This window comes from Treponema sp. Marseille-Q4523, assembly GCF_016901105.1.
Classification (GTDB): Bacteria; Spirochaetota; Spirochaetia; order Treponematales; family Treponemataceae; genus Treponema_D.
Map to the genome: position 1 here is coordinate 47,999 of NZ_JAFEVM010000002.1, position 13,497 is coordinate 61,495.

Consider the following 13,497-nt stretch of genomic DNA (forward strand, 5'->3'; position numbering starts at 1 on the left):
CCGGAGGATTTTCATTATGAAAAAAATTTGTGCAGTGATCGGTTCGCTTTTGCTCGCCGGCAGCATGCTCTTTGCCGCCAGCAACAAAAACGCAGGTTCCCTCGTCGTCTACGGCTCTTGCGAAGAAGAATACGTCAGCGCCGTATGTGCAAAATTCGAAAAGCTCACCGGCATCAAAACGAGCTACCAACGTCTTTCGACGGGCGAAGTGCTCACAAAGATAGCCGAAGAAAACGGTAAGCCGTCTGCGGACGTATGGTTCGGCGGTACGACCGATCCGTACAATGAAGCTGCTGCAAAAGGGCTTTTGCTCCCGTACGATGCGAAAAATGCAAAACACATCATCGCTCCCCAGTTTAAAGATGCGAACAACAACTGGTTCGGGATCTACCGCGGCATTCTCGGCTTTTTCTGGAATACGGAAGAGATCAAGCGACTCGGCATTCAGCCGCCGAAAGATTGGGACGATTTGACAAAAGCGCAATACAAGGGCTTGATTTCGTTTGCAAACCCGAATACGGCGGGAACGGGAAAACTCATCGTCAACACGATGGTACAGATGAAAGGCCACGACAAAGCGATGGAGTACTTCAAAGCCCTCGATAAAAACATCGTTCAGTATACGAAATCCGGTTCCGGCCCGTCAAAGCTCGTTCCGACCGGCGAAATCGTCATCGGCATCGGCTTTTTGCACGACGTCGTCTATCAGATCGTCGACAACGGCTACGACAATTTGGGTATGACCGCACCTGCATCCGGCACGAGCTACGAAATCGGAGCGACGGCTATTTTCAAAGGCGCGAAAAACGTCGAAAATGCGCAGAAATTCATCGAATTCGCGCTTTCGCCCGACTGCGTAAACCTCGCTCAACAAAACGGTTCGTATCAGTTCCTCGTCATCGACAACGCGAAGCCCGTCAAAGCTGCAGTCAAAGCGGGTCTCGATAAAATCAAAACGATCAACTACGATTTCGAAGACGCGAAATATCACACGTCGCAGTACGTACAGGATTTCTTTAAAGTCATCGCAAGCGACGACCGCGTCAAAACAAAATAAACAACATACCCCCGACGCAAGCGTCGGGTACAGTGCTCAACGTTTCGCACTGTATGTTTTCATAAGGTGGTTGCAGTCGGGTTTAATACCCTTTGTTACAACGCAAGCGTCGGGGTATTAAACCCTCCGTACGAATAATTATTAATTTATCTGCTGCGGTGCGATCCGTGCCGCAGCAAATCATCTTTTTTTGTGGATTTTTATTATGACAAAACCATACAGTGCCGGAACGCAAAGCAAAACGCTCGACAGAAAAAAACTGTTTGCCGATCCGATCCTCATAACCGCAATATTTGCAATATTTTTATTTTTAGTTTTATTCATCGTCTATCCCCTGTCGATTCTGCTCGTCGACAGCGTGTACGAAGAAAATCAAATAACCCTTTCCGTCTTCGCACGCATCTTCGGGATGTCGGGCTTCAGAAAGGCGATTTCAAATACGCTGCACCTCGGCTTTATCTCAGGCATCCTCGCCACTCTCATCGGATTTCTGTTCGCGTACGTCGACATGTACGTCAACGTCGGAAACAAATTCGTCAAAGGCTTGTTTAAAATCGTTTCCGTGCTGCCGGTCGTCTCTCCGCCCTTTGTCCTCTCGCTTTCGGCGATCATGCTTTTCGGCCGCACCGGTATCATCACGCGAAGCCTCTTCAATTTAAGTACGACAAAATTATACGGCCTTCCGGGCATCTGCCTCGTACAAACGCTTACTTTTTTTCCCGTCTGCTACCTCATGCTCAAAGGCTTGCTTAAAAACATAGATCCGTCTCTCGAAGAAGCCGCGCGAAATATCGGCGCTTCACGGTGGAAAGTGTTTACGTCGGTAACGCTCCCGCTTTTGCTCCCCGGCCTCGGAAACGCTTTTCTCGTAACCTTTATCGAATCGGTTGCGGACTTCGCAAATCCGATGATCATCGGAGGAAACTTCGACACGCTCGCAACTTCGATTTACCTGCAGCTCACCGGCGCATACGATAAAAGCGGAGCCACGGCAATGGCCGTCGTACTCCTTTTCATTTCGATGGGCTTATTCATCGTCGAAAAATATTGGCTCGAGCGGAAATCGGTTGCCACCCTTACGGGCAAAGCCTCTCGGGAGCGTATGCGTATAAAAGACAAAAGCGTGCGCGTTCCGCTTGTCACGATCAGCATCGTCATCTCGCTGTTCGTCATCGTGCTCTACGTTCTCGTCGTATTCGGCTCGCTCTTTAAAATCTGGGGACGGAACTACAGCCTGTCGCTCAAATGGTATCAATACGTGTTTAAAAATAACGGGTACAAAGTATTCCTCGATTCGATTTGGCTTTCGCTCATCGCATCTCCCATCACGGCGCTCATATCGATGATAATCGCCTACCTCGTCGTAAAGCGGAAATTCGTAGGCAAGGGTTTCATGGAATTCATCGCGATGCTCGCGATGGCGGTTCCGGGAACGGTTCTCGGCGTCGGCTTTATACGAGGATTCAACAGCGGCCTCTTTCATTCGGGCTTTATGCAGGGGCTTTACGGCACCGGCGCGATCCTCGTCATCGTGTTTATCGTGCGCTCGCTTCCGATCGGAACTCGAAGCGGCATCGCGGCTCTCAGACAGATCGACAAATCGATCGAAGAGTCCGCCTACGATTTGGGTGCGGACAGTCTCGTCGTATTTACGACGGTAACGCTTCCGCTCATTAAGGATTCATTTTTCAGCGGACTCGTCACGACTTTCGTTCGTTCCATCACCGCGATTTCCGCCATCATTCTGCTGGTCACTCCGCAGTTCGTGCTCATCACCGTGCGCATCAACGAACATGCGGAAAAAGGCAACTACGGGATCGCATGCGCATACGCGACGATATTGATCATCATCACGTACACGGCGATCACACTGATGAATCTGTTTACCGGAAGATTCGGCACGAGCCGCAAACAAAAATAACAAGGGGAATTACCATGACAAAAGAACAAAAAGGCGTGCGCCTCGATCACATAACGAAGATCTACAAAGATTATAAAACGGATAAAGATTTCGCCGCTGTGGACGACATTTCACTCGACATCAAACCGGGCAGCTTCGTCACCCTGCTCGGCCCTTCCGGCTGCGGAAAGACGACGACGCTGCGCATGGTCGCAGGTTTTGAAAGCCCCGACAAAGGCGAAATCTACATCGGCGATCAGGCGATCAACGAACTCACACCGAACAAACGCGATACGGCTATGGTGTTCCAAAGCTACGCGCTCCTGCCGCACTACAACGTCTTCGACAATATCGCATACGGTTTAAAAATCAGAAAGGTTGCAAAGAACGAAATAGCAGAACGCGTTATGGCCATGCTTAAGCTCGTCGAACTCGAAGGACTCGAAGGCCGCATGACGAATCAGCTTTCGGGCGGACAGCAGCAGCGAGTCGCCCTAGCGCGCGCACTCGTCGTGCAGCCGAGCGTTTTGCTTTTCGACGAACCGCTGTCGAATCTTGACGCAAAGCTCCGTGTAGCGATGCGCACCGAAATCAGAAGCATCCAGCAGACGGTCGGCATTACGGCGATCTACGTTACGCACGACCAGTCGGAAGCGATGAGCATCTCCGATCAAATCATCATCATGAACAAAGGTAAAATCGCTCAGATGGGAACGCCGCGCGAAATTTACTACCAACCGAAAGACGAATTCGTTGCGGACTTTATCGGCGAAGTAAACTTCCTGACCGGCAAAGTAACGTCGATCGACTTCAAAACCATACACGTCGATGTCGGCGGCGTTGATATTACGGCGGAATCTTTCGAAAAGGTTCAAAAGGGCGACCCGTGCAAAATCGTACTGCGCCCCGAATCGGTGACACTCGCAGACCAAGGAGTGCTCCCGTGTACGGTAACGCTTTCGACGTTTATGGGTTCGTATCAGTATTATCAGGCCGACGTAAACGGCATGATGATCAAGATCACCGAATACAACCCGAAAAACCGTAAGCTCTACCAAGCAGGCGACAAAGCATACCTCAACTTTGAAAGCGGCAACCTGCACATTCTCTAGCGCAAGTCCCGTACAAAACCCCGACTCGGCCGCATGCACCTCGCATTTGCCGGCCGAGCGTTCGGGAGCGATAGAACAGCAAGCAAAAACGGAGCGCTTTATTGCCGCCCGTCTTGCGTCAAGGAATTCGCAAGCACCGTTTCGACTTGCTTCGGTTTAACAAATTTGACGCGGAGTTTACCGTTTGTGTATTCGACCGAAACGCTGTTCGACTTTTCCCCTTCACCCGAGAGGATTTCGACGGAAAGCGGATCTTCGATTTCACGGCGGATCAGGCGGCGCATCGGACGCGCGCCCAATTCCGGTTCGTAGCCGTGTTCAATGAGGTACTCCCGCGCTTTAGGCTTTACGGAAACGGTAATATTTTGTTCGCGCATTCTGTCGGCAAGTTCTTTTATCTGTATGTCGAGTATCCGTCCGACTTCTTCTTTCGTAAGCGCGCCGAAGACTACGACATCGTCGATGCGGTTTAAAAGCTCGGGACTCAGCATTTTTTTTAGTTCTCCGAGCGCACTCGCTTTTATATCGTCGTACGACAAAAGCCCTTCGCCCGACGGCAAAAACCCGACGCGGCTTCCGCTCGTGATCTGCCGCGCTCCCGCGTTGCTCGTCATGATGATGACGGTGTTCCGGAAGTTTACGGTGTGACCGAGGTTGTCGCTGAGCTCGCCTTCTTCGAGCAGCTGCAAAAGTAAATTGAATACGTCGGGATGCGCTTTTTCGATTTCGTCGAGGAGGACGACCGAATACGGCCGTCGGCGCACCGCTTCGGTGAGCACGCCTCCCTCTTCGTAGCCGACGTAGCCAGGAGGCGCACCGACGAGCCGGCTCGCGTTGTGCTTTTCCATATAGTCGGACATATCGATCCGCACGAGCATCTCTTCGCTGCCGAACAAAAATTTCGCAAGCGCTTTTGCAAGCTGCGTTTTTCCGACGCCGGTCGGGCCGAGAAAGATAAACGAACCGAGCGGATGTTTCGGAGAGGAAACGCCCGCCCTGCTTCTTCGAACCGCGCCCGCGATGAGGTGTACCGCTTCGTCCTGCCCGATAACGCTTTTGTGCATCTCTTCTTCCATGTGTACGAGGCGCTTCGTTTCCGACGAATCGAGCTGTTCGACGGGGATGCCGGTCATCGCTCCGATGATGCGGCAGATATCCTGTTCGCTCACGTGTTTTCTGTTTTGCAGATTGCTGTTCCGCCAATATTCGCTGTAGAGGTCAAGCCTTCTGCGCAGTTCGAGCACTTTGTCGCGCACGATGGCGGCACGTTCGTAATCCTGTTCTTCGACGAGGCGCCTTTTTTCCGCAGCGAGCTTTTCAATGCTCCGCTCCACTTCGGCAAGCTCCGCAGGTTTCGCTTCTTCCTGTATTTTTTTTGCCGCACCCGCTTCATCGAGTATGTCGATCGCTTTATCGGGAAGAAAGCGCTCGGGGATATAGCGTCTGGAAAATTTGACGATAGCCGGGATCACATCGTCGTCGAATACGATGCCGTGAAAATCTTCGTAGCGCTTTTTTATCCCCTCGAGTATGCTTACCGTGTCGTCGTCCGTCGGTTCTTCGACTTTCACCGTTTGGAAACGGCGTTCGAGCGCGGAGTCCTTTTCGATATAGCGGCTGTATTCTTTCGTCGTCGTCGCGCCGATGATTTGTATCTCACCGCGGCTCAATGCGGGCTTGAGCATATTCGATGCGTCCATCGTCCCTTCGGGTCCGCCCGCACCGATGATCGTATGCAATTCGTCGATAAATAAAATGACGGTTTTATCGTCCCGAACTTCTTTCATCATCTTTTTCATGCGCTCTTCGAATTCGCCGCGGTATTTCGTACCCGCAATGAGAGCGGCCAAATCGAGGGAGAGGATGCGTTTTTTGAGCAAGTTGCGAGGCACGTTTCCCTTTGCGATGCGCTGCGCAAGCCCTTCGACGATCGCCGTTTTGCCGACGCCCGGCTCTCCGATAAGTACGGGATTGTTTTTCGTACGGCGTGAAAGCACTTGCACGATGCGCTGTATCTCTTTACTCCGCCCGACGACGGGATCGTCTTTTTCTTCCCGCGCAATCTTTGTGATGTCGCGGCTGAACTCGGAGAGGAATGTCTTTTCGCCTCTGCTTTGCCGCCCCTGATTTTGCGTCTGCTGTCTGCCGATATCCGACGGAGAAAGAGATGCGTTCGCAGATGTGCCGAAAAAATTTTCGAGCGCGGTTTTCGCAAACGAGCGGGAAGCTTTTTCGTTTACCGATGAGGGAGAATGCGCTTGGATTTCGGGGACGATGCGCCGCGCGTCTTCGATCGTTATGTCGGTGTTTTCAAAAAATCGCGCCGTCGCACTGCCCTCTTCTCTGATAGCCGAAAGCACGATGTGTTCCGTCCCCACATAATCGTTTCCGAGCGCACGGGACTCCATGCCTGCAATATCGAGCATCGCTTTTAATCGGCGGCTCGGAGGCAGATCCGAGAGGGCGGCGGATGCAGGATGCGATTTGAATTGCTGTTCAAGCGCGCGCTGAAACGAAAGCGTATTGATACAAAGCGAGCGGAGCAGCGTATAGCCCAGCCCCTCCGCACTTTTCAAGAGCGCAAGCAGCACGTGTTCCGGCAAAAGCTGATCGGCGCCGCTCTTCCGCCCTTCATCCTGAGCAAGGGCGGCGATAAGGCGCTGTGCGCGCGGTGAAAATCCGATTCCGTTCATCATATCCCCCAAAAATTACAATCATAAATTGAATTGCACGGCTTCAAAGGCTTCCTGCACGATCAGCGCACGCAGCCGTTCGATTTTTAAACGCGTATCGTTTTGGATATCCGCTTCAAACGCAAAATTGCCGTTTTTCAGCAAAAACTCCAGGTGTCCGTCCTGCACGCGGTAAAGCAGGCTGCACAGAACGCCGTCGTCGATCCCCTGCAAGATACCCGAATCGAGCCCCCATTTGAGTGCGGAAACGATCGACACGCTCTGTTTGAGCGAAAGGAGCACGCTGAACTTCGCTTCGGCAAAAGCGCGCAGTATGATATTGCGCACCTGTGTCGATTTATTTTCGGCACATCGCTTCCGAAACTTGCGCTCGGCTTCCGCAAGATATTTTCCCGCGCTTTCAACGCTCGCCGTCTGATCGAATTCGCTGCCCGAAAGCGACGAAGCGGTTGCGATATCGTAATACGATCCGAGCGATACGCCGTAGCCGTCGCCCGTACCGTATACAGAAAACACGTCGAGTCCCTTTGCACGCACGTCATTGAGAACGGCATCCGCTTCTCCGGAAAACGTAAGGGAGGGCAAATGGACTCGGATCGAAACCTTCATGCCGCTTCCCGCATCCGAAAGGATCGACGTAAGATAGCCGAATTCGTAGGAAGCGGCGAATTGCAGCGTCTTTTGCATACCGTCGTCGCAAAGGCGGCACTCATCGAATGCACGGGCACAATTCAAACCCGGCTCAAAAGACGCGATGCGCACGTGGTCTGTGCTGTTGACGCGGCACGAAAGACGCCCGTCTCCCTTCATGACGATACCGGAAGCCCCGCTGCCGTCGAGCACGCCGCGCTCTTCCAAAATCTTTTTTCCGAGAGCGTCGAGCGTCTCCGTAGTGACGAGGTGATAATCGTCGGGATTTTCAAAATGCGAAAAAGCATCGAACACAAGCGTCTGCACGCGTTCGGCTTCGTCTTTTTTTTCAGCCGACGGAAATAAAAAATCGGCGAGGTTCCGCGCAAGGCGCACACGGGTGGACACGACGACATCCCCGTCTCTTCCCATATACGAATACCATGGTCTGCCGGCAGGGACTGCGGCACTAGGCATTTTCCGCCCCCGTACCGACCTCCGATCCGTCGGCGACCGCACCCCGTTCGAGGGCGCGCAGATAATCTCGGTAAATCGCCGCTTTTTCATAATCTTCGTTTTGTATCGACTGTTCGAGCTTCGCTTCCAAATCGATGCGGTCGGTCAAACGCGAACGGAAAGTCGCGATCCGTCTCGGCATCGAACCGGTATAAGTGCCCGTAATACCGTGCTTCGCCATCACCGCCGGCAGTTCGGATTTGAAAGTTTCGTAGCATTCGGGACAGCCTGCTTTACCGGATTTTTTTATCGCGGCAAAACTCGTGCCGCAAACCCTGCAGAGCTTTCCCGCTTCCATCGTACCGACGGCTTCCGTTTTTGCAACGGCGTCGAAGAGCGAGCGGATCGATTTTTGAATGCGTTCGGGATCCGGGGAGAGACCGTTTTTCACGGCGCATTCCATGCAGATATGGATTTTCTTTTGAGATGTTTTCGTTGTCTGTTCGATAAAGAACACCGCTTCGCGTTTGCGGCAAAAATCACACAGCATAGCGCTCTCACTATATCACACTTTGCGCAATGTTTCGAGCGGCTTTTCATTACCGGCTCTGTACGCCGGAATGACGGAAGCCGCAAGCGCCAAAAGCACCGTCGATACGACGATCACTGCCGTATCTCGGAACGGGATGACGACGGATATCTCCGAAAGGTAATAGGCGGGATCCATCAAATCGATATGCGCAAGAGAATTAATATCGTACCCTCTTATAATATACAAAAATTTTGCCGCAGCGTTTACGCTTTTTTCAAAAAAAACGATGATGCTCTTTACGTTTACCGCGCACGCGAGTCCTATCGGCAGACCGATGAGCACGCCGCCGAAACCCGCAGCCGTTCCCGCAGCGAGAAACGCGAACGCGATACCGTGCCGGGTGCCGCCGAGACTTTTTATAACTGCGATTTCGCGCCGCTTTTCGGCAACGAGCATGACGAGCGATGATGAAATATTGATCGACGCGACGAGCACGATGAGCAGCATGATAAAGACGAGCATGATTTTCGTCGAAGCGAAGTTTTCATACTTGTCCAGATTGAGTTCATCCCAGCGGTAAAAGTCGGCATCGAACGGAAACGCATCACGCAGCGAGCTTTGAACGCGCACGAGTTCGGGAGAAAACGCGTTTTCGGTTTCGACAAGCACCGAATACGCTCCCGTCCCCGCCCTGATGATATCGAAACCCGTATCGAGCGGCACAAAGAGCCACGCCGCATCGAGCTCTTGATACCCCGACGAAACGACAGCGGCGACGGAAAGCAAAGCCGCTTTCGGCAGCACCGTTCCGTCCGCATTCGCTTGAGCGGTTATCAATCGAAACCTGTCGCCCGAGCGGATGCCGAGCCGCTTTGCCGTCTCTTCTCCGACTACGGCGGCTTTCGCTCCGCTTTTAAAATCGCCGATATCGCCGTCCGTGACGCGAAAGAGAGAAGCGAAGGATTTGTTTTCCGAAAAGACTTCAGGCAGGACGGCGCGCACTTGCACACCGCACCGGTACGAAGCGCCCGAGGCGAGCGCGGAAGCATCGATTTCGGGATAGGCATTCGTAACGCCTTCTACCGTTTTAAGACGGGACGCAAAACGCGTAAAAGAAGCTGCGTCCGAAACGAAGGGAGAAGACGATTCGACGACCGCTTCGATGTGAGAGCTTGAAAGACCGATGATGCGTTCCGTCATCCCTTGAATCATACCGTTCGAAACGGCGAGTACGACGATGAGCGGTACCAGACTTATGCCGATGCACAGGAGAGAGGCAGAAAGGCTCTGCCGCGCGGCCGAACTTTCACCTTTCGGAAAAAGGATGCGGTATGCCAATAAAAGCGAACTCTTTACCGTCATACTTCAATCCGCCGCTTCGAGTTTTCCGCCGGCAATCGAATAGCGCACCGATCCCTTCGCCGCCAAGTTTTGATCGTGCGTTACCATGATGAGCGTTTTGCGGTATTTATCCGCAATCGAAAAAAGCAGGCTTCCGACGATCTCAGCGTTCACGGGATCGAGGTTTCCCGTCGGTTCGTCCGCGAGGATGAGATGCGGATCGTTGATAAGAGAGCGCGCGACCGCAGCCCGTTGGCGTTCGCCGCCCGAAAGCTCGGAAGGCAGATGGTGCAGGCGGTCTTGAAGACCGACATCTTCGAGCAAACGCTCGGCGCGGCTTATCGCGTCTTTTTTTGAAACGCCTACCATATATGCCGGAAGATAGACGTTTTCAAGCGCCGTAAAATCCTTTAAGAGATAATGAAATTGAAACACGAATCCGAGAAAATGCGAGCGGTAATCGGCTTGCGCGTTTTCATCGAGGGCGGTGATATCCCTGCCGCCCGAGCGCACGATACCCGACGTCGCCGAATCGATGCCGCCGATGATGTTGAGCAGCGTGCTTTTGCCGCAGCCGCTTTCTCCGGTGATGACGACTTTACTGCCTTCTTCGACCGAAAGGTCGAGCGCTTTTAAAACGGTCAGCGTCTCTCCCGTCGAGACATAAGTTTTTTCAAGATTTTCGATATGAACGATTTCACTCATCGTGGAGCACCTCCGCAACCGTCATTTTCAAAATATCCCTGCTCGCAGCGTACGAGGCAGCAAGAGGAGATGCGATACCGAACAGCGCGATCGTAAAAACTTCAAACGGAAAGATACGCGCGGGAACGGACGCATAGAGCATAAACATCGGATTTTCGCGGATAAAGGCAGCGCTTTCGGGTGAAAACAAAAGCGTAAAAAAATACTGCGTACGGTACAGCGCTTCCGATGCGAACAAAAATACGCCCCCGATATTGACGCAGATCAAAAGTCCCAAAAGTACACCGCCCGCAGCGCCGGCACAGCCGGTAAAAAATCCGCGCAGAATAAAGATCGATTTGATTTCGCCGCCTTTTCCTCCGAGCGCCGCCAAAATCGAAATCTCGCGACGCCGCTCGTAAACCAGACGACGCATACCGCTGTAGATATTGATCGCAACGACGACAAAGATCAACAGCACGAGGATCATGAGCATATTTTTTTCCACGCGAAGCGCGCCGAAAAACGAGCGGTTATACTCCCGCCACGATACGGCCGTAAGTGCCGGAAAGGATGCATTGATTTTTCCGATGATATGAGAGTCGAACGATTCGCGCCGCAATTTTACGCCGTATACTTTTTCGGCGCTTCGCCCGAAATTCTTTTTTCCCGATTCGAGGTTGATAAATGCGTAGGATGCGTTTATATCGGCATAACCCGAATAGAAAATACCGGCAACGCGAAAACGTCTCGCCCGCGACAGGAGCGCGACATCGCTTCCTCCCGAAAGCGCGAGCAGCGTCACTTCACTTCCCGTCCGCACGCCGAGCGAATCGGCAAGGGACGAGCCGAGTACGATCGCATCTTCGTCTTCGATCGAAAAGCTGCCTGAAACCATGAGCACTTCCCGTGCAAACCCCGCGTCCCTTTCCGCGATATCCCGAGGCAATGCGCGGATGAGGGCAGGTGCCTGTCCGCCCGAAGAAGCGGCCATAAAGCTCTGCGCTTCGTAAAAGGGTATTGCCGAAACGATGTCTTTTTCGCTTTTGCACCACGACGCAAAGCGCTCCTCCGTATCGTCCGTCACGCCGCGCACTTGAATGTGATATGACGAAACTTCCATGATCGCATCTTTGAATTCCATTTGAAAGCCGTTCATAACGCTCATAACGACGATGAGCGTCATAATGCCGAAACAGATCCCGAGAGAAGCGAAAAAGGACGTTACCGCCGATCGTCCGTCTCTGTCGACTCGCGAAAATCGTCTCGACACGAAAGCGATCCAGCGAAAACGAAATATATTATTAATTTTTCGTATCATATTTTTTCGTCCGCAGTACGCGGTCTCCGTTTTTTATCGTTTCGCGAATCTTTTCACCTGCGGCATACTCCGAAATCACGGTATAGCCGTCATCGAAATAGAGCGTCGTTACGTACGCATCGTCTTGCGCGTATATCGTCTTTATGCGCAGCGTTCCGTCTTCATAAAAATAATAATTCGGATTTTTTTCGCCTGCGGCATAATCGTATATTTTTTTTTGCACGCGCACGGCGGCAAGCTGCGATTTTTTTTCATCGGCGTATTCATAGCGCGAGTTTTCTTCTTCGAGAATTTTATTTCCGTCCGCATAAAGCCGCGTCATCTTCGCATCGGGGATCTGCGTGCCGTCTTTATCGACAAAAAAATCGGTACGGGAAATCACCCTACCCTCATCGTCATAGAATCTTTCCTCTCGGCGCCCTTCCCTTTCGGTCACCGAAGATGCGGGATACGCTCCCTCCGTTTTATAATAAAAGGTTTCGGTACTCTCGCGCACGCTTTCCTTCGCCGGCGAAGCAATCTTCCATACGTCGCGTTTGACAAGGCGCATGAGAGCGTCGTAGGTTTTCCGCACCGCCGTTTTGCCGGATGCGTTTACCGTAACGCTCTCATCGTTTGTGTCCGAAAGCGTAAAGCGCTCCGCATCGAATGCAAAAGCTTTGAGCTTTCCTTCGGCATCGAGGGAAAACCGGCTGAGGATATCGTTTTCCGCGCCATTTTCTTCCGGCGATTCGCCGGCTCCCGTCTGCACGGCAACGAACGAAAGGCAGCACAGTATGAATGCGGCGTAAAACGGTTTCACCTTATTCCGATCCTAAAAATTCTTTTACGTAGCGTTCGGCACTGAACGGCGCGATATCTTCATATTTTTCTCCGGTACACACAAAGGCGACGGGAATGCCGAGCTCTTTGCCGACGGAAACTGCGACACCGCCTTTTGCCGTCGAATCGTATTTTGTCAACACAAGCGCGTCGACGGAAACGGCTTCTCCGAAAACTTCCGCCTGTCTGAACGCGTTTTGTCCCGTCGTCGCATCCACGACGAGGATACGTTTACAGCAATCTTCGTCGGCTTTTTGAAGGCACGTACGGTCGATCTTTCCGAGCTCGCGTACGAGGTTTTCTTTATTGTGCAACCTGCCCGCCGTATCCGCAAGCACGAGCCCCCCGCCCTTTGCTCGGACGGCGTCCGCCGCATCGAAGACGACGGCGGCGGGATCCGATCCGTGCTGATGGCTTACGACGCGCACGCCGAGATTTTCCCCGTGCAGAGCAAGCTGTTCGATCGCGGCGGCGCGGAAGGTGTCGGCTGAAGCAAGCACCACTTCGCCGGAACCCGCATCTTTGAAAATCTTTGCAAGTTTTGCGCTCGTCGTCGTCTTTCCGACACCGTTTACGCCGAGCAGCATCCACACATTCGTTTTACCGGAAACGGGAGAGAGAGAGACCTCTTTGACGCAGCGCAAAAGAATCGCTTCGAGTTCGTGCATGACTTCGTCTTTTCCGTGCGCATGATTTTTTTGACAGGCGACTCTAAGCTCGTCCGCGATTTCGACTGCCGCTTTTGCGCCGACATCCCCCTCGATGAGCGCATCGGTTAAATCGTCGAAGATCGCTTCATCGTCTTTATCGCGTCCTCCGAATAAATCGCGCATCCGCTGCGCAAAAGAAATCTTTGCCATAATATCTCCCATAAAAACTTTTGCAGAAAGTTAGAGCCTCCAGCTCGTTCTGCAAAGAATCGATTCTACGTGTCCGCTTTTGCGGACTT

Annotated in this window: 11 protein-coding genes; 3 read left to right on the forward strand and 8 right to left on the reverse strand. The window is 52.5% G+C overall.

The window, feature by feature from the left end; all coding sequences use genetic code 11:
* The first annotated feature begins 16 nt into the window (after positions 1 to 16).
* From JSQ97_RS00855 to JSQ97_RS00865, 3 genes are all read left to right on the forward strand, one after another.
* Positions 17 to 1,057 (forward strand): ABC transporter substrate-binding protein, encoded by a 1,041-nt coding sequence (locus tag JSQ97_RS00855; RefSeq protein ID WP_187383701.1) that lies wholly within the window; start codon positions 17 to 19, stop codon positions 1,055 to 1,057.
* Positions 1,058 to 1,262: 205 nt separating this feature from the next.
* Positions 1,263 to 2,978, forward strand: coding sequence for an ABC transporter permease (locus JSQ97_RS00860; RefSeq protein ID WP_205074301.1), 1,716 nt, complete (start codon positions 1,263 to 1,265; stop codon positions 2,976 to 2,978).
* A 14-nt stretch (positions 2,979 to 2,992) separates the two neighbouring features.
* Complete coding sequence (locus JSQ97_RS00865) at positions 2,993 to 4,069, forward strand: ABC transporter ATP-binding protein (protein WP_205074302.1); 1,077 nt, start codon at positions 2,993 to 2,995, stop codon at positions 4,067 to 4,069.
* A 98-nt stretch (positions 4,070 to 4,167) separates the two neighbouring features.
* Here JSQ97_RS00865 and JSQ97_RS00870 read toward each other — a convergent pair whose 3' ends face one another.
* Genes JSQ97_RS00870 through ftsY form a run of 8 tightly spaced genes read right to left on the reverse strand, consistent with a single transcriptional unit; the run spans position 4,168 to position 13,408 of the window.
* Positions 4,168 to 6,762: an ATP-dependent Clp protease ATP-binding subunit gene (locus JSQ97_RS00870; RefSeq protein ID WP_205074303.1), complete on the reverse strand. Its 2,595-nt coding sequence runs from the start codon at positions 6,760 to 6,762 to the stop codon at positions 4,168 to 4,170.
* Positions 6,763 to 6,783: 21 nt separating this feature from the next.
* Entirely contained in the window at positions 6,784 to 7,869 is a 1,086-nt protein-coding gene (locus JSQ97_RS00875) for a hypothetical protein (RefSeq protein WP_205074304.1), read from the reverse strand.
* Positions 7,862 to 8,398: a UvrB/UvrC motif-containing protein gene (locus JSQ97_RS00880; protein WP_205074305.1), complete on the reverse strand. Its 537-nt coding sequence runs from the start codon at positions 8,396 to 8,398 to the stop codon at positions 7,862 to 7,864. The genes JSQ97_RS00875 and JSQ97_RS00880 overlap by 8 nt, the downstream gene beginning before the upstream one ends.
* 15 nt (positions 8,399 to 8,413) lie before the next feature.
* The gene (locus tag JSQ97_RS00885) at positions 8,414 to 9,742 is read right to left on the reverse strand and encodes an ABC transporter permease (RefSeq protein ID WP_205074306.1); all 1,329 of its coding nucleotides are present in this window, start codon (positions 9,740 to 9,742) and stop codon (positions 8,414 to 8,416) included.
* Between the two features lie 3 nt (positions 9,743 to 9,745).
* Positions 9,746 to 10,426 carry an ABC transporter ATP-binding protein gene (locus JSQ97_RS00890; protein WP_205074307.1) on the reverse strand — a complete coding sequence of 227 codons (681 nt, stop codon included), beginning with the start codon at positions 10,424 to 10,426 and terminating at the stop codon, positions 9,746 to 9,748.
* Positions 10,419 to 11,726 (reverse strand): ABC transporter permease, encoded by a 1,308-nt coding sequence (locus JSQ97_RS00895; protein ID WP_205074308.1) that lies wholly within the window; start codon positions 11,724 to 11,726, stop codon positions 10,419 to 10,421. Before JSQ97_RS00895 ends, JSQ97_RS00890 begins: the two co-directional genes overlap by 8 nt.
* Positions 11,710 to 12,528, reverse strand: coding sequence for a hypothetical protein (locus tag JSQ97_RS00900; protein WP_205074309.1), 819 nt, complete (start codon positions 12,526 to 12,528; stop codon positions 11,710 to 11,712). The genes JSQ97_RS00895 and JSQ97_RS00900 overlap by 17 nt, the downstream gene beginning before the upstream one ends.
* A 1-nt stretch (position 12,529) precedes the next feature.
* Positions 12,530 to 13,408, reverse strand: coding sequence for a signal recognition particle-docking protein FtsY (ftsY, locus tag JSQ97_RS00905; RefSeq protein ID WP_205074310.1), 879 nt, complete (start codon positions 13,406 to 13,408; stop codon positions 12,530 to 12,532).
* Positions 13,409 to 13,497 lie beyond the last annotated feature (89 nt).